Origin of the sequence: Burkholderia sp. BCC1985 (assembly GCF_905339915.1) — a bacterium.
GTDB lineage: Bacteria > Pseudomonadota > Gammaproteobacteria > Burkholderiales > Burkholderiaceae > Burkholderia.
This window is the reverse complement of record NZ_CAJPGY010000021.1, coordinates 1-20,045: the sequence shown is the minus strand read 5'-3', so window position 1 is coordinate 20,045 and position 20,045 is coordinate 1. Positions and strand designations below refer to the sequence as shown.

At 66.6% G+C, this 20,045-nt stretch carries 18 protein-coding genes; 16 read left to right on the top strand and 2 right to left on the bottom strand.

The annotated features are described in order from the left end of the window. The first annotated feature begins 22 nt into the window (after nucleotides 1-22). The 6 genes from U4Z31_RS21775 (at nucleotide 23) to U4Z31_RS21750 (ending at nucleotide 6,940) form a co-directional block, all read left to right on the top strand. Nucleotides 23-478 carry an ExbD/TolR family protein gene (locus tag U4Z31_RS21775; RefSeq protein WP_044844159.1) on the top strand — a complete coding sequence of 152 codons (456 nt, stop codon included), beginning with the start codon at nucleotides 23-25 and terminating at the stop codon, nucleotides 476-478. Between the two features lie 311 nt (nucleotides 479-789). After that, the gene (leuS, locus tag U4Z31_RS21770; protein WP_321811365.1) at nucleotides 790-3,384 is read left to right on the top strand and encodes a leucine--tRNA ligase; all 2,595 of its coding nucleotides are present in this window, start codon (nucleotides 790-792) and stop codon (nucleotides 3,382-3,384) included. A gap of 38 nt (nucleotides 3,385-3,422) precedes the next feature. Next, a complete protein-coding gene (gene lptE / locus U4Z31_RS21765) occupies nucleotides 3,423-3,977 on the top strand; it encodes an LPS assembly lipoprotein LptE (protein WP_044844157.1) in 555 nt (184 codons plus the stop codon). Between the two features lie 18 nt (nucleotides 3,978-3,995). Then, nucleotides 3,996-5,090, top strand: coding sequence for a DNA polymerase III subunit delta (holA, locus tag U4Z31_RS21760; protein ID WP_044844156.1), 1,095 nt, complete (start codon nucleotides 3,996-3,998; stop codon nucleotides 5,088-5,090). A gap of 138 nt (nucleotides 5,091-5,228) precedes the next feature. Beyond that, complete coding sequence (locus U4Z31_RS21755; protein WP_321811364.1) at nucleotides 5,229-6,500, top strand: glutamate-5-semialdehyde dehydrogenase; 1,272 nt, start codon at nucleotides 5,229-5,231, stop codon at nucleotides 6,498-6,500. Between the two features lie 17 nt (nucleotides 6,501-6,517). Continuing rightward, entirely contained in the window at nucleotides 6,518-6,940 is a 423-nt protein-coding gene (locus U4Z31_RS21750; protein ID WP_124488267.1) for a CopD family protein, read from the top strand. A 151-nt stretch (nucleotides 6,941-7,091) separates the two neighbouring features. Here the strand turns inward: U4Z31_RS21750 and U4Z31_RS21745 are convergent, their stop codons facing one another. After that, on the bottom strand, nucleotides 7,092-7,940 hold the full coding sequence (locus U4Z31_RS21745) for a MurR/RpiR family transcriptional regulator (RefSeq protein WP_044844153.1): 849 nt from the start codon (nucleotides 7,938-7,940) through the stop codon (nucleotides 7,092-7,094). Between the two features lie 293 nt (nucleotides 7,941-8,233). Here U4Z31_RS21745 and edd point away from each other — a divergent pair, with 293 nt between their 5' ends. From edd to U4Z31_RS21725, 4 genes are all read left to right on the top strand, one after another. Further along, nucleotides 8,234-10,090, top strand: a complete 1,857-nt coding sequence (gene edd / locus U4Z31_RS21740; RefSeq protein WP_044844152.1) for a phosphogluconate dehydratase — start codon at nucleotides 8,234-8,236, stop codon at nucleotides 10,088-10,090. A 19-nt stretch (nucleotides 10,091-10,109) separates the two neighbouring features. Continuing rightward, on the top strand, nucleotides 10,110-10,736 hold the full coding sequence (eda, locus tag U4Z31_RS21735) for a bifunctional 4-hydroxy-2-oxoglutarate aldolase/2-dehydro-3-deoxy-phosphogluconate aldolase (RefSeq protein ID WP_044844151.1): 627 nt from the start codon (nucleotides 10,110-10,112) through the stop codon (nucleotides 10,734-10,736). 219 nt (nucleotides 10,737-10,955) lie between these two features. Next, nucleotides 10,956-12,317 (top strand): GntP family permease, encoded by a 1,362-nt coding sequence (locus U4Z31_RS21730; protein ID WP_044844150.1) that lies wholly within the window; start codon nucleotides 10,956-10,958, stop codon nucleotides 12,315-12,317. 13 nt (nucleotides 12,318-12,330) lie between these two features. Further along, nucleotides 12,331-12,828, top strand: coding sequence for a gluconokinase (locus U4Z31_RS21725; protein WP_044844149.1), 498 nt, complete (start codon nucleotides 12,331-12,333; stop codon nucleotides 12,826-12,828). 148 nt (nucleotides 12,829-12,976) lie between these two features. On the opposite strand, the gene purB is transcribed toward U4Z31_RS21725, so the two are convergent. After that, on the bottom strand, nucleotides 12,977-14,365 hold the full coding sequence (purB, locus tag U4Z31_RS21720) for an adenylosuccinate lyase (protein ID WP_044844148.1): 1,389 nt from the start codon (nucleotides 14,363-14,365) through the stop codon (nucleotides 12,977-12,979). 297 nt (nucleotides 14,366-14,662) lie between these two features. On the opposite strand from purB, the gene U4Z31_RS21715 reads away from it, so the two are divergent. The 6 genes from U4Z31_RS21715 to U4Z31_RS21690 all read left to right on the top strand — a co-directional run. Beyond that, nucleotides 14,663-15,616 (top strand): LysR substrate-binding domain-containing protein, encoded by a 954-nt coding sequence (locus U4Z31_RS21715; protein WP_044848296.1) that lies wholly within the window; start codon nucleotides 14,663-14,665, stop codon nucleotides 15,614-15,616. 277 nt (nucleotides 15,617-15,893) lie between these two features. Further along, complete coding sequence (locus U4Z31_RS21710) at nucleotides 15,894-17,180, top strand: Glu/Leu/Phe/Val family dehydrogenase (RefSeq protein WP_044848295.1); 1,287 nt, start codon at nucleotides 15,894-15,896, stop codon at nucleotides 17,178-17,180. Between the two features lie 252 nt (nucleotides 17,181-17,432). Next, the gene (locus tag U4Z31_RS21705) at nucleotides 17,433-18,326 is read left to right on the top strand and encodes a glutamate/aspartate ABC transporter substrate-binding protein (protein WP_044848298.1); all 894 of its coding nucleotides are present in this window, start codon (nucleotides 17,433-17,435) and stop codon (nucleotides 18,324-18,326) included. 84 nt (nucleotides 18,327-18,410) lie between these two features. Continuing rightward, entirely contained in the window at nucleotides 18,411-19,151 is a 741-nt protein-coding gene (locus U4Z31_RS21700) for an amino acid ABC transporter permease (RefSeq protein ID WP_044848294.1), read from the top strand. Beyond that, a complete protein-coding gene (gene gltK / locus U4Z31_RS21695; RefSeq protein ID WP_044848293.1) occupies nucleotides 19,151-19,828 on the top strand; it encodes a glutamate/aspartate ABC transporter permease GltK in 678 nt (225 codons plus the stop codon). Before U4Z31_RS21700 ends, gltK begins: the two co-directional genes overlap by 1 nt. Further along, nucleotides 19,825-20,045: ATP-binding cassette domain-containing protein (locus U4Z31_RS21690; protein WP_148093237.1), on the top strand; the 221-nt coding region annotated here is incomplete at its 3' end. The genes gltK and U4Z31_RS21690, both read left to right, overlap by 4 nt.

Below are 20,045 nucleotides of genomic sequence, written 5' to 3'. Positions count from 1 at the left end.
CGCGCGGCCGGGAGGAACGACCATGGCATTCGGCGGGCTGGAGCACCACAAGACGTCCGCGCCGATGGCGGAGATCAACATGACGCCGCTGATCGACGTGATGCTCGTGCTGCTCGTCATCTTCATCATCACCGCGCCGCTGATGACGCACGCGATCCGGCTCGACCTGCCGAAGGTCGCGGCCGGCGTCGCGCGCGACACGCCACAGTCGGTCACGCTGTCGATCGACGACGCCGGCAAGCTCTACTGGGACGACGCGCCCGTCGCACTCGACGCGCTGCCGGCGCGCTTCCGGGCCGCCGCCGCGGGCGCCGCGCCGCCCGAGCTGCGGCTGCGCGCCTCGCGCGCGACCCGCTACGACGTGATCGCGCAGGTGATGGGCGCCGCGCAGGCCGCCGGGCTCACGCGGATCGGCTTCGTGACCGACGTGCCGCCGGCGGGCGCCGCCGCGCCGGCCGCCGCGGGCGCGACCCGCTGACCGGCTGACCGGCTGACGCACCGGGCGCTCGCGCCATCCGTGCCATCCGTGTCGTCCCGCAGGCAAGAATGCGGGCCGGCCGGCGAGACCGGCCGTACCGCCCGCCACGAACGGTATAATCGTCGTTTTCGCCCGGTTGGCAGGGTTTCGCCGGGTAACCTGGAGACCCTCCGGGTTACCCGGCGAATATCCGGATCATGAGGCAGGCACGAGAACCGTGAGCCTGCCCCCGCCGCCGGGCTGCCCGATTTCGTCCACTTCCGCGTGCCCGCCTCGTGGCGCGCCGCTTAAAGCCTAGTCCGAACCACACCATGCACGAGAGATACGTACCCGCCGACGTCGAAGCCGCCGCTCAGGGCGACTGGCGCGCAGCCGATGCCTACAAGACGAAGGAAGATTCGCAGAAGCCGAAGTTCTACTGCGTGTCGATGCTGCCGTACCCGTCCGGCAAGCTGCACATGGGTCACGTGCGCAACTACACGATCAACGACGTGATGTACCGCTATCTGCGGATGAACGGCTACAACACGCTGATGCCGATGGGCTGGGATGCGTTCGGGATGCCGGCCGAGAACGCCGCGATGGCGAACGGCGTGCCGCCCGCGAAGTGGACCTACGACAACATCGACTACATGAAGGGCCAGATGCAGTCGATGGGCCTCGCGATCGACTGGTCGCGCGAGATCGCGACGTGCAAGCCCGACTACTACAAGTGGAACCAGTGGCTGTTCCTGAAGATGCTCGAGAAGGGCATCGCGTACAAGAAGACGGGCACCGTGAACTGGGACCCGGTCGACCAGACCGTGCTCGCGAACGAGCAGGTGATCGACGGCCGCGGCTGGCGTTCGGGCGCGCTTGTCGAGAAGCGCGAGATCCCGATGTACTACCTGCGGATCACGCAGTACGCGGATGAGCTGCTGAACGACCTCGACGGCCTCGGCTGGCCCGAGCGCGTGAAGATCATGCAGCAGAACTGGATCGGCAAGAGCTTCGGCGTGAACTTCGGCTTCCCGTACGAACTCGACGGCGAGCAGAAGCTGCTGCGCGTGTTCACGACGCGTGCCGACACGATCATGGGCGTCACGTTCTGCGCGATCGCGGCCGAGCACCCGCTCGCCACGCGCCTCGCGCAGGGCAAGCCGGAACTGCAGGCGTTCATCGACGAATGCAAGCGCGGCGGCGTCGCCGAGGCCGATGTCGCGACGATGGAAAAGAAGGGCGTCGCGACGGGCTTCTCGGTCAAGCACCCGCTGACGGGCGAGCCGGTCGAGGTGTGGATCGGCAACTACGTGCTGATGAGCTATGGCGAAGGCGCGGTGATGGGCGTGCCGGCGCACGACGAGCGCGATTTCGCATTCGCGAAGAAATACGACCTGCCGATCAAGCAGGTGATCGCGGCCGAAGGCCAGACGTACTCGCTCGACGCATGGCAGGAGTGGTACGGCGACAAGGAAGTCGCGACCTGCATCAACAGCGGCAAGTACGACGGCCTCGCGTACGGCGCGGCGGTCGACGCGATCGCGGCCGACCTGAAGGCCGGCGGCTTCGGCGACAAGCAGGTCACGTGGCGCCTGCGCGACTGGGGCGTGTCGCGCCAGCGCTACTGGGGCACGCCGATCCCGATCATCCACTGCCCGTCGTGCGGCGACGTGCCGGTGCCGGAGCAGGACCTGCCGGTCGTGCTGCCGGAAGATCTCGTGCCGGACGGCTCGGGCAACCCGCTCGCGAAGTCGGAAGCGTTCCTGAACTGTTCGTGCCCGAAGTGCGGCGCGGCCGCGAAGCGTGAAACCGACACGATGGACACCTTCGTCGATTCGTCGTGGTACTTCTCGCGCTACACGGCGCCTGACGCCGAGACGATGGTCGACGCGCGCACCGATTACTGGATGCCGATGGATCAATACATCGGCGGCATCGAGCACGCGATCCTGCACCTGCTGTATTCGCGCTTCTGGACCAAGGTGATGCGCGACCTCGGCCTCGTGAAGTTCGGCGAGCCGGCGAAGAACCTGCTGACGCAGGGCATGGTGCTGAACGAGACGTTCTACCGCGAAGACGCATCGGGCAAGAAGACCTGGTACAACCCGGCCGACGTGACCGTCGCGTTCGACGAGAAGGGCCGCCCGGTCGGCGCGACGCTGAACGCCGACGGCCAGCCGGTCGTGCTCGGCGGCATCGAGAAGATGTCGAAGTCGAAGAACAACGGCGTCGATCCTCAGGTCCTGATCGACCAGTACGGCGCCGATACCGCGCGTCTGTTCACGATGTTCGCCGCACCGCCCGAGCAGCAGCTCGAATGGTCGGGCGCGGGCGTCGAAGGCGCGAGCCGCTTCCTGCGCCGCGTGTGGAGCTTCGGCGCGACGAACCGCGAAGCGCTCGCCGCGCGCGCGGGCTTCGACGCGGCCGCGCTCGGCGATGCCGACAAGGCGCTGCGCCGCGAGATCTACAGCGTGCTGAAGCAGGCCGATTTCGACTACCAGCGTCTGCAGTACAACACGGTCGTGTCGGCCGCGATGAAGATGCTGAACGCGATCGACGGCGCGAAGGGCGCGACGCCCGCCGTGCTGCGCGAGACGTACGGCGTGCTGCTGCGCGTGCTGTACCCGGTCGTGCCGCACGTCACGTTCGAACTGTGGAAGGCGCTCGGCTATGCGGACGAATTCGGCCCGCTGCTCGACGCCCCGTGGCCGAAGGTCGACGAGGCCGCGCTCGAGCAGGCCGAGATCGAACTCGTGCTGCAGGTGAACGGCAAGGTGCGCGGCGCGCTGAGGGTCGCGAAGGACGCGAGCCGCGAGGCGATCGAAGCGGCGGCGGTGGCCGACGAAGCATTCGCGAAGTTCAGCGACGGCAAACCGGCGAAGAAGATCGTCGTCGTGCCGGGCCGCCTCGTGAACATCGTCGTCTGACGGCCGTTGGCCGCCGGGCGCACACAGAAGGAGCGAAGGTGATCCGCAGATCGTTTTTGATGCTCGCCGTCGGCAGCGCGCTCGCGCTGTCGGCATGCGGTTTCCAGTTGCGCGGCCAGCAGGACTACGCGTTCAAGCGCCTGCTGGTGGCCGGCGCGCCGGCGCCCGTCGAGGCGCGCCTGGTGCGCCTCGTCGAGGCCGGCAGCGACACGAAGATCGTCAAGTCGGCGGACGACGCCGATGCCGTGCTGCGCATGTGGGAGTCGCGTGGGCAGAACACGCTGACGCTCAACAAGTACGGCTCGGCGCAGGAATACGCGCTGTTCTATACGCTGAACTACACGCTGACGAGCAAGGACGGCACCGTGCTGATCCCGCCGAGCGCGATCGCGCTGAACCGCGCGATGACGTACAGCGACCAGTACACGAACGCGAAGGCGCAGGAAGCCGAGATCCTGTACGGCGACATGGAGAACGACGCGGTCGACCAGCTGATGCGGCGTCTCGCGATCGTCCACTCGCTGACGCCGGCGCCGGAAGACGTGGTGCCGGGCGTTGCACCGGGCGCACCGCTGCCGCCGCCGCCGCTCTGATCGCCGGCGCACGTATCGATGCAATTGCGACTTGATGCGCTGGAGCCGCACCTCGCGAAGGGGATGGCCGGGCTCTACACCGTCTACGGCGACGAGCCGCTGCTCGCGCAGGAAGCGTGCGACCGCATTCGTGCGGCCGCGCGCGCGGCCGGCTTCACCGAGCGTTCGGTGCACACGGTCGAGCGCGGTTTCGACTGGAGCGTGCTGCTCGGCGCGACCCAGGCGATGTCGCTGTTCGGCGAGCGTCAGCTGATCGAGCTGCGCATTCCGTCGGGCAAGCCCGGCAAGGAAGGCGCCGACGCGCTGAAGACGCTCGCGGCCGCCCCGAACCCCGATGCGCTGATGCTCGTCACGTTGCCGCGCCTCGACGCGGCCACGCAGAAATCCGCGTGGTTTACCGCGCTGCAGAACGGCGGCGTCGCGCTGAAGATCGATCCGGTCGACCGCGCGCAGCTGCCGAACTGGATCGGCCAGCGTCTGTCGATGCAGGGCCAGCGCGTCGCGCCCGGCGACGACGGCCGGCGCGCGCTGCAGTTCATCGCGGAGCGCGTCGAGGGCAACCTGCTCGCCGCGCACCAGGAAATCCAGAAGCTCGGGCTGCTCTATCCGCAGGGCGTGCTGACGTTCGAGCAGGTGCACGACGCGGTGTTGAACGTCGCGCGCTACGACGTGTTCAAGCTGAACGAGGCGATGCTCGCGGGCGACGCCGCGCGGCTCGCGCGGATGATCGACGGGCTGAAGGGCGAGGGCGAGGCGATCGTGCTCGTGATGTGGGCCGTCGTCGAGGAACTGCGCACGCTGCTGCGGATCAAGCGCGGCACGACGGCCGGCAAGCCGCTGGCCACGCTGCTGCGCGAGAACCGCGTATGGGGGCCGCGCGAGCGGCTGATCGGCCCCGCGCTGAACCGCGTGTCGGAAGCCGTGCTCGAGAAGGCGCTCGCGTTTGCCGCGAAGCTCGACCGGCAGGTGAAGGGGCTGTCGGCCGTCACGCCGGGCCGCCGCACGCAGGACGAGCCGCCGCCCGATCCGTGGGACGGCCTGTTCCAGCTCGCGATGACGGTGGCGGGCGCGCGCGGCGAACGACCGCCGACCGCGGGTCGCGTGCGGCGTTAAGCCCCGTCCGGGCCTTCAGCGCACGCATCGCAACCCGCTTACAATATTTCGATAGCCGGCGCGGCCTTCCTGCCGCCGCGCCTCACGCTTCTCCACGAATTCATGCCGCGCGAAGCGGCTCGCTTCTCGAGTCACACGATGGATATCGACCAGTACATGACGGACCTGGGCCGCCGTGCCCGGCACGCTTCCCGCGCGATGGCGCGCGCCAGCACGGCGGCGAAGAACGCGGCGCTCGACGCCGTGGCCCGCGCGATCGAGCGTGACGCGCAGGCGCTGAAGGACGCGAACGCGCGCGACGTCGCCCGTGCCCGCGAAAAGGGGCTCGATGCGGCGTTCATCGACCGCCTGACGCTGTCGGACAAGGCGCTGAACACGATGGTCGAGGGCCTGCGCCAGGTCGCGTCGCTGGCCGATCCGATCGGCGAGATCGGCAATCTCAAGTACCGCCCGAGCGGAATCCAGGTCGGCCAGATGCGCGTGCCGCTCGGCGTGATCGGCATCATCTACGAGTCGCGTCCGAACGTGACGATCGACGCGGCCGCGCTGTGCCTGAAGTCGGGCAACGCGACGATCCTGCGCGGCGGCTCCGAGGCGCTCGAATCGAATGCGGCGCTCGCGAAGCTGATCGGCGAAGGGCTCGAGGCGGCCGGCCTGCCGCAGGACGCGGTGCAGGTCGTCGCGACCGCCGATCGCGCGGCGGTCGGCAAGCTGATCACGATGACCGAATATGTCGACGTGATCGTGCCGCGCGGCGGCAAGAGCCTGATCGAGCGGCTGATCAACGAGGCGCGCGTGCCGATGATCAAGCACCTCGACGGCATCTGCCACGTGTACGTCGACGATCGCGCCGATCTCGCCAAGGCACTGACGGTGTGCGACAACGCGAAGACGCACCGCTATGGCACCTGCAACACGATGGAAACGCTGCTCGTGTCGGGCGGCATCGCGGCCGCGCTGCTGCCGCCGCTCGGCAAGCTGTATCGCGACAAGCAGGTCGAGTTGCGCGTCGATGCAGCCGCGCGCGCGGTGCTCGCCGAGGCGGGCGTCGGTCCGCTCGTCGACGCGACCGACGAAGACTGGCACACCGAATATCTCGCGCCGGTGCTGGCGATCAAGGTCGTCGACGGCCTCGACGCCGCAATCGAGCACATCAATCACTACGGCTCGCACCACACCGATGCGATCGTCACCGAGGATCACGACCGCGCAATGCGCTTCCTGCGCGAAGTCGATTCGGCGAGCGTGATGGTCAATGCGTCGACGCGCTTCGCGGACGGCTTCGAATTCGGCCTCGGCGCGGAAATCGGCATCTCGAACGACAAGCTGCACGCACGCGGCCCCGTCGGCCTGGACGGGCTCACGTCGCTGAAGTACGTCGTGCTCGGGCACGGCGAAGGCCGCCAGTAAAGCGAGGCGCACAACCGATGGCAATGCTCTGGGTCAAGACGTTCCATATCGTTCTGATCGCCGCGTGGTTCGCGGGACTGTTCTACCTGCCGCGCATCTACGTGAACCTGGCCATGGAGACCGATCCGGCCGCGGTGCGGCGCCTGCTGCTGATGGCGCGCAAGCTGTTCCGCTTCATGACGATGATCGCCGTGCCGGCGCTCGCATGCGGGCTGTGGCTGTGGCTCGTGATCGGCATCGGCCAGGGGCAGGGCTGGATCCATGCGAAGGTGACGGTGGTGCTGCTGCTCGTCATCTACCACGCGTATTGCGGGCATCTGCTGAAGGTGTTCGAGCGCGGCGAGAACCGTCGCACCGACAAGTGGTATCGCGTGTTCAACGAACTGCCGGTGCTCGGCATGCTCGTGGCGGTCGCGCTGGTCGTGATCAAGCCGTTTTGAGCTGAGCGGCCGGTTGGCTGCACCGACCCATGCGCAACGGCGCCCCTCGGGGCGCCGTTCTTCGTTTACGTGCGTGCCGGGTAGCGGCTGATGTGCCGGACCGTGCGTTGGTTCTGCATCGCTCATGCGCCGGCGGGGCGCCGTGCGTCGGTCAATCCTTCGTGCCGTCGTCGATCCGGCGGCGCGTGATCGCTTCCTTCGCGCGGCCGACGCGCTCCATCAATGCGGGCCCGCGCGACAGCGCGACGCCGACCGCGAGGATATCCCCGATCGCGAGATGCGACATGCGCGACGTCATCGGCGAGAACACGTCGGTTTCCTCCGCGACGTTCGACGCGAGGCTCACCGTCGCGAGCTTCGCGAGCGGCGAATGGCTCTGCGTGATCGCGACGACCTTCGCGCCGCACGCGAGCGCGGAGCGCGCGGCCTCGACGATGTCGCGCGTGCGGCCGGTGTTCGAGATCGCGACGACGACATCGTGCGGCCCGAGCAGCGCCGACGACATCGAGAACGTGTGCGGGTCCGAATACGCGACGCTCGGCACGCCGAGCCGGAAGAACTTGTGCTGGATGTCCTGCGCGGCGATGCCGGAGCCGCCGGCGCCGTAGAACTCGATGCGCGACGCGTTCGACAGTAGCGCGATCGCGTCGGCGACGCTGCCGGCCGACAGGCTGTTGCGCACCTCGATCAGCGCGCCGATCGTGCGGTCGAACACCTTGCCGATGATGCCGGGCGCGGGCTCGTCGGGCTCGACGTCGCGATACACGGACGACACGCCCGGCGCGACGCTCTGCGCGAGCCGGATCTTGAATTCGCGAAAGCCGCTGCAGCCGAGCGCCTGGCAGAAGCGCGCGATGGTCGGCTGGCTGACGCCCGCGCGGGTCGACAGCTCGGTCATCGCGAGGTCGAGCACCTCGCGCGGCGCGGCGAGGATGTAGTCGGCGAGCTTGCGCTCGGACGGGCGCAGGTCGGCGCGGATCGCTTCAATGCGAGGCAGCATGGGACGGCGGATGGAAATCGGGTTCGGATGAGCGAGTGTATCGCAATCGAATTGTAGAAAATCTACATGAAAATGCTAGCTCCATCGTCGGCAATTTCTGCAGTGGACGATGCCGTTGATTAGGGTTTTCACTAGGAAAGCCTTGCTGGTGGCGGCGGTATGAGTTGCGCGTATGCCGATCCGCATTGCGCGCTTGTAGTTTTTCTACTAGACTGACTTCGTTCGTTCGATGCACTCGACCGTCCCCACGATTCCAACCGCCGGTGTCCGTCCGGCATACAGGAGCGCCCAGCATGACGTCGCTGCACCCCACCCTGGCGAAAGTCACCGATCGCGTGATCGCCCGCAGCCAATCGACCCGTTCCGCCTATCTGCAGCGCATCGACGGCGCGCAAGGCAAGTTCCCGGCGCGCGGCGCGCTGTCGTGCGCGAACCTCGCGCACGGCTTCGCGGGTCTCGAAGGCAGCGACAAGTTCCAGATCAAGGCGATCCGCGAGCCGAACATCGGCATCGTGTCCTCTTACAACGAGATGCTGTCCGCGCACGCGCCGTACAAGGATTTCCCCGACATCATCAAGGCCGCCGCGCGCGAGAACGGCGGCGTCGCGCAGTTCGCGGGCGGCGTGCCGGCGATGTGCGACGGCGTCACGCAGGGCAACCCGGGCATGGAGCTGTCGCTGTTCTCGCGCGAGGCGATCGCGATGGGCACCGCGATCGCGCTCACCCACAACATGTTCGACGCGGCGCTCTGCCTCGGCATCTGCGACAAGATCGTGCCGGGCCTGCTGATCGGCGCGCTGCAGTTCGGCCATCTGCCGACCATCTTCGTGCCGGCCGGCCCGATGACGAGCGGCCTGTCGAACGACGACAAGGCGAAGATCCGCCAGCAGTTCGCAACCGGTCAGGTCGGCCGCGACGCGCTGCTCGAAGCGGAATCGGCCGCGTATCACGGCCACGGCACCTGCACGTTCTACGGCACCGCGAACAGCAACCAGATGCTGATGGAGCTGATGGGCCTGCACCTGCCGGGTTCGGCGTTCGTCCATCCGCACACGCCGCTGCGCGACGCGCTGACCGCCGAAGCCGCGCGCCGCGTGCTCGACCTGACGGTCGAGCGCGGCCACTACACCCCGATCGGCCACGTGATCGACGAGAAGGCGATCGTCAACGGGATCGTCGCGCTGCTCGCGACGGGCGGCTCGACCAACCACACGCTGCACCTCGTCGCGATCGCGCGCGCGGCCGGCATCCTGATCGACTGGAACGATTTCGACGAGCTGTCGGCGGTCGTGCCGCTGCTCGCGAAGATCTACCCGAACGGCAAGGCCGACGTGAACCACTTCCACGCGGCGGGCGGCGTGGCGTTCCTGGTGCGCAACCTGCTCGAGGGCGGGCTGCTGCACGAAGACGTGACGACCGTGGCGGGCAAGGGCCTGTCGCACTACACGAAGGAGCCGAAGCTGATCGACGGCAAGCTGACGTGGGTCGACGGCACGGCCGAGAGCCACGACACGAAGGTGCTGCGCGGCATTCGCGACCCGTTCCAGCCGGACGGCGGCTTGCGCCTGATGCAGGGCCGGCTCGGCCGCGGCGTGATCAAGATCTCGGCGGTCGCGCCCGAGCACCGCAAGGTGACGGCACCCGCGATCGTGTTCGATTCGCAGGAAGCCGTGCAGGAGGCCTTCGATCGCGGCGAGCTGAAGCGCGATTTCGTCGCGGTCGTGCGCTTCCAGGGCGCGCGCGCGAACGGGATGCCCGAGCTGCATCGTTTGACGCCGCTGCTCGGCGTGCTGCAGGATCAGGGCTTCCACGTCGCGCTGGTGACCGACGGCCGCATGTCGGGCGCGTCGGGCAAGGTGCCGGCCGTGATCCACGTGTCGCCGGAAGCGCTGCTGGCCGGCCCGCTCGGCAAGGTGAAGACGGGCGACACGCTCGTGATCGACGCGGAAGCCGGCATTCTCGACATCGAGGTCGACGACGCCGAGTGGCAGGCGCGCCCGGTCGCGCAGCCGCTGCACCAGGCCGAGAACGAGGTCGGTTTCGGGCGCGAACTGTTCGGCGTGTTCCGCGCGGCGGCCGCGCCGGCCGAGCAGGGCGCATCGGTTTTCGGGACGCTGGTCGGCGAAACGGCCGTCAGCGTCGCTGCATGAATTTCAAGGAGTGTTCCAGATGAAGACGATTGCTGAAATCGTGAAGCTGGGCCCGGTGATTCCGGTGCTCGCATTCGACTCGGTCGAGCAGGGCGAACACGTGTCGCGCGCGTTGCACGCGGGCGGCGTCAAGGTGCTCGAAATCACGCTGCGCACGCCGGCCGGCCTGGAGGCGATCCAGCGCGCGAGCCAGCTCGCGGACGACATCGTCGTCGGCGTCGGCACGATCACGAAGCCCGAGCACTGCGAGCAGGCGAAGCGCGCGGGTGCGAAGTTCGGCGTGTCGCCGGGCCTGACGAAGGACCTGCACCTCGCGTCGCTCGACGCCGGCCTGCCGCTGCTGCCGGGCGTGATGACGCCGAGCGACATCATCCAGGCGCTCGAGTTCGGCTATGAGATCGTCAAGTTCTTCCCCGCGCAGCAAGCCGGCGGCGTGCCGATGCTGCAGGCGTTCCACGGTCCGTTCCCGGCGCTGAAGTTCTGCCCGACGGGCGGCATCACGGTCGACACCGCGCCGAATTTCCTGAAGCTGCCGAACGTCGTGTGCGTCGGCGGTTCGTGGCTCACGCCGAAGGCCGCGCTCGCGGCGCAGGACTGGGCCGAAGTCACGCGCCTCGCGCAAGCCGCGAGCCAGCTGCCCCGTTAAGACTTGTACGAAACGAACGTTTGACCCTCGGTAAGCGAGCGCTTAGTGCTTGTTTTACCGAGGGTTTTTGCTGATGGAACCGGTTCTATCCGCGGACCGTAAAGATAAGTAAAATTCAGCGTCCTCGCGGGGTGGGAACCCCCGTGTTTCGGAGACCTGCATAGCCGGGCATACTCGCAACAACTCGCCCGGTTCGAACAATCCTAGGAGGAGTGCCACATGGGGGCTGTCCAAGGCAGCATGCTGCTCATTTATACCGTGATCGCGATCGTCGCGCTGATCGTGATGATCGCGCGGTTCAAGATCTATCCGTTCCTGGTGCTCATCATCGTCTCGCTCGGCCTCGGCCTCGTGGTCGGGATGCCGATGGACAAGATCGTCAAGTCGTTCGAGACCGGCAACGGCAACACGCTCGGCCACATCGCGGTGGTCGTCGGCCTCGGCACGATGCTCGGCAAGATGATGGCCGAATCGGGCGGCGCGGAGCGGATCGCGACCACGCTGATCGACTGGTTCGGCGAGAAGAACATCCATTGGGCGATGATGTTCGTCGCGATCATCGTCGGCCTGCCGGTGTTCTTCGAAGTCGGCTTCGTGCTGCTGATCCCGATCGCGTTCAACGTCGCGAAGCGCACCGGCAAGTCGCTGCTCGTCGTCGGCCTGCCGATGGTCGCGGGCCTGTCCGTCGTGCACGGGCTGATTCCGCCGCACCCGGCCGCGCTGCTGGCCGTCCAGCAATACGGTGCCGACATCGGCAAGACGATCGCGTTCGGCCTGATCGTCGGCGTGCCGACCGCGATCGTCGCGGGCCCGCTGTTCGCGCTGATGATCTCGAAATTCGTCAAGCTGCCGGAGAACAATCCGCTCGCCGCGCAGTTCGTCGAATCGCACACGGAAGGCAAGCAGCGCGAACTGCCGAGCTTCGGCATCACGCTGTTCACGATCCTGCTGCCGGTGATCCTGATGCTGGTCGGCAGCTGGGCCGACCTGATCTTCACGCCGAAGTCGTTGCCGAACAGCCTGCTGCGCTTTGCCGGCAACTCCGACGTCGCGCTGCTGATCGCCGTGCTGGTGAGCTTCTTCACGTTCGGCAAGCTGCAGGGTTTCAACCGCGACCAGATCCAGAAGTTCTGCGGCGAATGCCTGGCGCCGATCGCCGGCATCACGCTGATCGTCGGTGCGGGCGGCGGCTTCGGCGGCGTCCTGCGCGACAGCGGGATCTCGCAGCAGATCGTCGAGACCGCGAAGCACGCGCACCTGTCGCCGCTGCTGCTCGGCTGGTTCGTCGCGGCGCTGATGCGTCTCGCGACGGGTTCGGCGACGGTCGCGATGACGACGGCCTGCGGCATCGTCGCGCCGATCGCGGCGGCGTCGGGCGCGGCGGTTCGTCCGGAGCTGCTGGTGCTCGCGACGGGCTCGGGCTCGCTGATCTTCTCGCACGTGAACGACGGCGGCTTCTGGCTGATCAAGGAATACTTCGGGATGACGGTTGGTCAGACGTTCAAGACCTGGTCGCTGCTTGAAACCATCATCTCGGTGCTCGGTCTGAGTTTTACGCTGCTGCTGAGCGTGGTTTTGTAACAAGGGGTAGTCAATGATTCTGATCGCAATGGGCGTGTCGGGCGCGGGCAAATCGCGAATCGGCGAAATGCTGGCAGAACGCCTGTCGTGCAGCTATACCGACGGCGACGCGTTTCACAGCGCGGCGAACAAGGAAAAGATGCACAACGGCATTCCGCTGACCGACGACGACCGCTGGCCGTGGCTGCGCACGATCCGCGCGGCCATCGAGGAAAAGCAGCGTGCCGGCGAGACGGCCGTGTTCACGTGCTCTTCGCTGAAGCGGTCGTACCGCGACGTGCTGCGCGGCACCGACACCGACGTGCGGTTCGTGTATCTGAAGGGCTCGTTCGAGGTGTTGCACGAGCGCCTGAAAAGCCGCACCGGCCATTTCTTCGATCCGTCGCTGCTGAAGAGCCAGCTCGATACGCTCGAGGAGCCGGGCCCGGACGAGGCGATCGAGGTCAGCATCGAACTGACGCCCGAACAGATCGTCGATCAGGTGATGGCGAAGATCGGCCACGCGCACTGAGCGCGGTTCGCGGCAATCGTGATGCCGCAGTGAGACAGGCGCCCCTCGGGGGCGCCTTTTTTCGTCGAGCGCGCGAGAGCCGCCAAAGAAAAAGCCCGATGCGAGCAATTTCGCATCGGGCTTTTTTTCCGTCCGGCGACGGCGGCGCTTACGCGATCCGCTTCGCGAGTTCGACGGCCTTGCCGATGTACGACGCCGGCGTCATCGCGAGCAGGCGGTCCTTCGCATCCTGCGGGATCGCCAGCGTGGCGACGAATTCCTGCAGCGCTTCGCGCGTGATGCCCTTGCCGCGCGTCAGTTCCTTCAGCTGTTCGTACGGGTTCTCGATGCCGTAGCGGCGCATCACCGTCTGCACCGGCTCCGCGAGCACTTCCCAGCAGTTGTCGAGATCTTCGTTCAGGCGCTGCGGGTTGACTTCGAGCTTGTCGAGGCCGCGGATCAGCGAGTCGTACGCGAGCAGCGAGTAGCCGAGCGCGACGCCCATGTTGCGCAGCACCGTCGAGTCGGTCAGGTCACGCTGCCAGCGCGACACCGGCAGCTTGTCGGCGAGGTGGCGCAGCGTCGCGTTCGCGAGGCCGAGGTTGCCTTCCGAGTTCTCGAAGTCGATCGGGTTGACCTTGTGCGGCATCGTCGACGAGCCGATTTCGCCGGCCTTCGTCTTCTGCTTGAAGTAGCCGACCGAGATGTAGCCCCACACGTCGCGATCGAGGTCGAGCAGGATCGTGTTCGCGCGCGCAACCGCGTCGAACAGCTCGGCCATGTAGTCGTGCGGTTCGATCTGGATCGTGTACGGGTTGAACGTGAGCTTCAGGCGGTTCTCGATCACGTCGCGCGAGAACGCTTCCCAGTCGAATTCCGGATACGCGGACAGGTGCGCGTTGAAGTTGCCGACCGCGCCGTTCATCTTGCCGAGGATCTCGACCTTCTCGATGCGCGTAATCGCGCGTGCGAGGCGCGCGGCGACGTTCGCGAGCTCCTTGCCGAGCGTCGTCGGGCTGGCCGGCTGGCCGTGCGTGCGCGACAGCATCGGCTGCTCGGCGAGCGCGTGCGACAGCGCGACGAGGCGCTGGTGGACCGTGCGCAGCGCCGGCACGATCACGTGCTCGCGCGCGCCGGCGAGCATCATCCCGTGCGACGTGTTGTTGATGTCTTCGGACGTGCACGCGAAGTGGATGAATTCGCTGGCCTTCTCGAGTTCGGCCTGGCCCTTGACCGATTCCTTCAGCCAGTATTCGACGGCCTTCACGTCGTGGTTCGTCACGCGCTCGATTTCCTTGATGCGGGCGGCGTCGTGCGCGGTGAAGCGCTCCGCGAGCTGCAGCAGGAATTGTTCGGACGCGTCGGAGAAGCGCGGGACTTCCGCGAAGCCGGCGCGCGACAGCGCGATCAGCCAGTGCACCTCGACGGTGACGCGGTGGCGCATGAAGGCGGCTTCGGAGAGCCAGTCGCGCAGCGCTTCGGTCTTGCTGGCGTAGCGGCCGTCGATGGGCGAGAGCGCGGTGAGGGCGAAAAGCGTATCGGGACGAGTGTCGGACATGATCGGGCGGGCCTTGGGGCCGGGTCGAGCGAGGGGGGAAGAATCCGGCATTTTACCATCGCCGCGGGGCGATCCCGGCCGAACCGGTCCGGCCGGCGCCGGCGCGGACAAATCGCGCGCGCGCCGCGTCGAAACCGCCCCGGCAACGCGCCCGCGCGGCCCGCCGACGGCCGGTCGGTCGGCTTGCCTGCCGACGTGTGCGGCGGCTCGCCGGGCTGCCCGCCACGCCGCCGGGCCGGCCCGCCCGCCGGTAGAATGCAGGCTTCTTCCCGACCGCCGCCCGCCGCGCCCGCCTGCATGGAACTGAAATGGCTCGAAGACTTCGTCTCGCTCGCGGAAACGCGCAGCTTTAGCCGCTCCGCCGAACTGCGGCACGTGTCGCAGCCCGCGTTCTCGCGGCGTATCCAGGCGCTCGAGGCGTGGCTCGCGACTGAACTGATCGATCGTTCGGTCTATCCGACGCGGCTCACGCAGGCCGGCCAGATCTTCTACGAGCAGGCGCTGACGATGCTGTCGCAGGCGCACGAGGCGCGCACGCTGCTGCGCGGCCACGTCGGCGCGCCGGTGCCGACGATCGAGTTCGCGGTGCCGCACACGCTGTCGCTCACGTATTTTCCGCGCTGGCTGCAGCGGATCGAGGCGAAGATGGGGCAGGTTCACACGCGGCTGCGCGCGCTGAACGTGCACGATGCCGTGCTGTCGCTCGTCGAGGGCGGCTGCGATCTCGTGATGGGCTACCACCACCCGAGCCACCCGGTCGCGCTCGACCCGGCCCGCTACGACATGCTGGTGCTCGGCAGCGAGCCGATCAGCGCGTTTTCGGCGCCGGGCCGCGCGGGCCGGCCGCGCTATACGCTGCCGGGCACGGCCGAGGCGCGCGTGCCGTACCTGTCGTATACGCCGAACGCGTATCTCGGCCGGATGACCGAAGTCATCGTGGCGAATGCACCGACGTCGCTGTTCCTCGATCGTGTTTACGAAACCGACATGGCGGAGGGGCTGAAGGCGATGGCGCTCGCGGGCCACGGCGTCGCGTTCCTGCCGCACAGCGCGGTCGAGGATGCGGTGGCGAGCGGCCGCCTGATCCGGCTCGACCGTTCCGCGCGCGGCGGCACCCATCCGTTCACGCTGACGATGGAGATCCGCCTGTACTGCGACAAGCTCGCGCTGCAGGGCGACGATCCGCACCAGAAACTCGTGCGCGCGCTGTGGGACGTCGTGCGCGACGAACTGCGCGAAACCACCGGTTAACCGTCGGCGGTTAACCGGGCCGGTCGGGCGCGAGCGACTGACGAGCCGCTTTCGACGCCGCTCGGACGCCCGTCCGGCGGGCATCCCGCGACTTTCACCGACGATTTTTTAGGCCCGCGATGCACGGCCGATCGAGTGCGTTCTTGCGCAAATCGACCACGGATTTGCGAAAAATCACGATCATGCAAGAAACGCATAATCGAATAAGCAAACGGCATTGGATAAAAAAAACGGGTTTTTCGACAATGTGCGCAATCCGTTGAACGTTGGAGTGTCCATGTCTTCGCAACTGCAGTCCATCCCGTCCTACCTTCACGCCGACGATCTCGGCCCGTGGGGCAACTACCTTCAGCAGGTCGATCGCGTCGCGCCGTACCTCGGCTCGCTGTCGCGCTGGCTCGAGACGCTGAAGCGTCCGAAGCGCATCCTGATCGTCGACTGCCCCATCGAGCTCGACAACGGCACCGTCGCGCACTTCGAAGGCTATCGCGTGCAGCACAACGTGTCGCGCGGCCCGGGCAAGGGCGGCGTGCGCTACCACCAGGACGTGACGCTGTCGGAAGTGATGGCGCTGTCGGCATGGATGTCGGTGAAGAACGCGGCCGTGAACGTGCCGTACGGCGGTGCGAAGGGCGGCATCCGCGTCGACCCGCGCAAGCTGTCGCGCGGTGAGCTCGAGCGCGTGACGCGCCGCTACACCAGCGAAATCGGCATCATCATCGGGCCGAACACCGACATTCCGGCACCGGACGTCAACACCAACGAACAGGTGATGGCGTGGATGATGGACACGTACTCGATGAACCAGGGCCAGACGTCGACCGGCGTCGTGACCGGCAAGCCGATCGCGCTCGGCGGTTCGCTCGGCCGCAAGGAAGCAACGGGCCGCGGCGTGTTCGTCGTCGGCTCCGAAGCGGCGAAGAAGAAGGGCCTGGAAATCGAAGGCGCGCGCATCGCGGTGCAGGGCTTCGGCAACGTCGGCGGCATCGCGGCGAAGCTGTTCCAGGAAGCGGGCTCGAAGGTGATCGCGGTGCAGGATCACACGGGCACGATCTACCAGCCGGCCGGCCTCGATTCGAACAAGCTGCTCGACCACGTCGCACGCACGGGCGGCGTCGCGGGCTTCGAAGGCGCCGAGCCGATGCCGAACGACGAGTTCTGGACGGTCGAGACCGACATCCTGATCCCGGCGGCACTGGAAAACCAGATCACCGAGAAGAACGCGGCGAAGATCCGCACGAAGATCATCGTCGAAGGCGCGAACGGCCCGACGACGACGGCGGCGGACGACATCCTGAGCGCGAACGGCGTGCTCGTGATCCCCGACGTGATCGCGAACGCGGGCGGCGTGACCGTGTCGTACTTCGAGTGGGTGCAGGACTTCTCGAGCTTCTTCTGGACGGAAGACGAGATCAACCACCGTCTCGAGCGCGTGATGCGCGAAGCGTTCGCCGGCGTGTGGGCGGTCGCGGAAGAGCACAAGGTGACGGTGCGTACGGCGGCGTTCATCGTCGCGTGCAAGCGCATCCTGATGGCGCGCGAAATGCGCGGCCTGTACCCCTGATCGGTCGTTGCCGATCGCCGATCGGTTGACTACGATCAAAGCATGACGCAATCCACCCGATTGCGTGCATGAACCCTCGCGGGCGATGCCGAATCCGGCATCGCCCGCGCGCGCATTCAGGTGCCGAAACGGGCGCCCGGAGCCGGGAGGACGGCTTCGCACAGCGCGATTCGTAGTGCGGTTAACAACCAGTACTTTCAAAAATATTACTTTGATACACTGGCGCGGGTTTTAGCCAAGGAGATGACCAAAATGAAATACCACAAGGCAGTCCTGATGGTCGCGGCGCTGTGCGCGTTCGCGAGCGGCGCGCACGCACAGGAGACCGGCACGCTGAAGAAGATCAAGGACACGGGCGTGATCGCGCTGGGCCACCGCGAATCGTCGATTCCGTTCTCCTACTATGACCAGAACCAGCAGGTCGTCGGCTATTCGCGCGAATTCCAGTTGAAGGTCGTGGACGCGGTGAAGAAAAAGCTGAACCTGCCGAACCTGCAGGTCAAGAACATCCCGGTCACGTCGCAGAACCGCATCCCGCTCGTGCAGAACGGCACGGTCGACATCGAGTGCGGCTCGACGACCAACAACCTGGAGCGTCAGCAGCAGGCCGCATTCTCCGACACGATCTTCGTGATCGGCACGCGCCTGATGACGAAGAAGGATTCGGGCGTGAAAGACTTCGCCGACCTGAAGGGCAAGACGGTCGTGACCACCGCCGGCACGACGTCCGAGCGCCTGCTGCGCAAGATGAACAACGACAAGCAGCTGGGCATGAACATCATCAGCGCGAAGGATCACGGCGACTCGTTCAACACGCTCGAGTCGGGCCGCGCGGTCGCGTTCATGATGGACGACGCGCTGCTCGCGGGCGAGCGCGCGAAGGCGAAGCAGCCGGGCGAATGGGTGATCGTCGGCACGCCGCAGTCGGAAGAGGCGTACGGCTGCATGATGCGCAAGGGCGATGCGGACTTCAAGAAGGTCGTCGACGACGCGATCTCGCAAGTCGAGAAGTCGGGCGAAGCCGCGAAGATCTACGCGAAGTGGTTCGAGAACCCGATCCCGCCGAAGGGGCTGAACCTGAACTTCCCGCTGTCCGATTCGATGAAGAAGCTGTACGCGAACCCGAACGACAAGGCGCTCGACTGACCACGCGGCCGTTGACGCAGAAATGACGCTACTGAAACGGAAGAGGCCACGCTTCTTCCGTTTCTTTTTGCTGGAGTCTTGCCCATGTCTTACCACTGGAACTGGGGCGTCTTCCTGAGCCCCGTCTCGACCGGCGAGCCGACGACTTATTTCGGATGGCTGATGTCCGGCTTCTGGGTGACGATCGAGGTGTCGCTCGTCGCCTGGGTCATCGCGCTGATCGTCGGCTCGCTGTTCGGCGTGCTGCGCACGGTGCCGAACAAATGGCTGTCCGCGATCGGCACCGTGTACGTGTCGATCTTCCGGAACATCCCGCTGATCGTGCAGTTCTTCATCTGGTACCTCGTCGTGCCCGAGCTGCTGCCCGCGTCGATCGGCACCTGGATCAAGCAGTTGCCGCCGACCACGCAGTTCTTCACCTCGTCGATCATCTGTCTCGGCCTGTTTACGGGCGCGCGCGTGTGCGAACAGGTGCGCTCGGGGATCAACGCGCTGCCGAAGGGCCAGCGCGCGGCCGGCCTCGCAATGGGCTTCACGCAATGGCAGACGTACCGCTACGTGCTGCTGCCGGTTGCGTACCGGATCATCGTGCCGCCGCTCACGTCCGAGTTCCTGAACATCTTCAAGAACTCGGCGGTCGCGTCGACGATCGGCCTGCTCGACCTGTCCGCGCAGGCGCGCCAGCTCGTCGACTACACCGCGCAGACCTACGAGTCGTTCATCGCGGTCACGCTCGCGTACGTGATCATCAACCTCGTCGTGATGGCGTTCATGCGCTGGATCGAAGGCCGCACGCGGCTGCCCGGCTACATCGGAGGCAAGTGATGCATCAGTTCGACTGGAGTAGTATTCCCGGCGCGATACCGACGCTGTGGACGGGGGCGATCGTCACGTTCAAGATCACGCTGATCGCGATCGTCGTCGGCATCGTCTGGGGCACGTTGCTCGCGCTGCTGCGGCTGTCGGGCGTGAAGCCGCTCGCGTGGTTCGCGAAGGCGTACGTGACGGTGTTCCGCTCGATCCCGCTCGTGATGGTGCTGCTGTGGTTCTTCCTGATCGTGCCGCAGGTGCTGCAGGGCGTGCTCGGGCTGTCGCCGACGATCGACATTCGCCTCGCGTCGGCGATGGTCGCGTTCTCGCTGTTCGAAGCCGCGTATTATTCCGAGATCATCCGCGCCGGCATCCAGGCGGTGCCGCGCGGGCAGGTCAACGCCGCGTTCGCGCTCGGCATGAACTACGCGCAGGCGATGCGCCTCGTGATCCTGCCGCAGGCGTTCCGCGCGATGGTGCCGCTGCTGCTCACGCAGGCGATCGTCCTGTTCCAGGATACGTCGCTCGTGTACGTGATCAGTCTCGCGGACTTCTTCCGCACGGCCGCCAACGTCGGCGATCGCGACGGCACGACCGTCGAGATGGTCCTGTTCGCGGGCGCATGCTATTTCGTGGTTTGCTCGGTGGCGTCTGCCCTCGTCAAAGGTCTCCAGAAAAAGGTCACAAGATGATTTCCATCAAGAACGTTTCCAAGTGGTACGGCCAGTTTCAGGTCCTCACCGATTGCACGACCGAGGTCAAGAAGGGTGAGGTGGTGGTCGTGTGTGGCCCGTCCGGCTCGGGCAAGTCGACGCTGATCAAGACCGTGAACGGCCTCGAGCCGTTCCAGCAGGGCGAGATCCTCGTGAACGGCCAGTCGGTCGGCGACAAGAAGACGAACCTGTCGAA

Bases quoted from the DNA above. Each gene is read 5' to 3' on its own strand.
- U4Z31_RS21775 (WP_044844159.1), top strand. From the start codon at position 23: ATGGCATTCGGCGGGCTGGAGCACCACAAGACGTCCGCGCCGATGGCG.
- leuS (WP_321811365.1), top strand. From the start codon at position 790: ATGCACGAGAGATACGTACCCGCCGACGTCGAAGCCGCCGCTCAGGGC.
- holA (WP_044844156.1), top strand. From the start codon at position 3,996: ATGCAATTGCGACTTGATGCGCTGGAGCCGCACCTCGCGAAGGGGATG.
- U4Z31_RS21755 (WP_321811364.1), top strand. From the start codon at position 5,229: ATGGATATCGACCAGTACATGACGGACCTGGGCCGCCGTGCCCGGCAC.
- U4Z31_RS21750 (WP_124488267.1), top strand. From the start codon at position 6,518: ATGGCAATGCTCTGGGTCAAGACGTTCCATATCGTTCTGATCGCCGCG.
- U4Z31_RS21745 (WP_044844153.1), bottom strand. From the start codon at position 7,940: ATGCTGCCTCGCATTGAAGCGATCCGCGCCGACCTGCGCCCGTCCGAG.
- edd (WP_044844152.1), top strand. From the start codon at position 8,234: ATGACGTCGCTGCACCCCACCCTGGCGAAAGTCACCGATCGCGTGATC.
- eda (WP_044844151.1), top strand. From the start codon at position 10,110: ATGAAGACGATTGCTGAAATCGTGAAGCTGGGCCCGGTGATTCCGGTG.
- U4Z31_RS21730 (WP_044844150.1), top strand. From the start codon at position 10,956: ATGGGGGCTGTCCAAGGCAGCATGCTGCTCATTTATACCGTGATCGCG.
- U4Z31_RS21725 (WP_044844149.1), top strand. From the start codon at position 12,331: ATGATTCTGATCGCAATGGGCGTGTCGGGCGCGGGCAAATCGCGAATC.
- purB (WP_044844148.1), bottom strand. From the start codon at position 14,365: ATGTCCGACACTCGTCCCGATACGCTTTTCGCCCTCACCGCGCTCTCG.
- U4Z31_RS21715 (WP_044848296.1), top strand. From the start codon at position 14,663: ATGGAACTGAAATGGCTCGAAGACTTCGTCTCGCTCGCGGAAACGCGC.
- U4Z31_RS21710 (WP_044848295.1), top strand. From the start codon at position 15,894: ATGTCTTCGCAACTGCAGTCCATCCCGTCCTACCTTCACGCCGACGAT.
- U4Z31_RS21705 (WP_044848298.1), top strand. From the start codon at position 17,433: ATGAAATACCACAAGGCAGTCCTGATGGTCGCGGCGCTGTGCGCGTTC.
- U4Z31_RS21700 (WP_044848294.1), top strand. From the start codon at position 18,411: ATGTCTTACCACTGGAACTGGGGCGTCTTCCTGAGCCCCGTCTCGACC.
- gltK (WP_044848293.1), top strand. From the start codon at position 19,151: ATGCATCAGTTCGACTGGAGTAGTATTCCCGGCGCGATACCGACGCTG.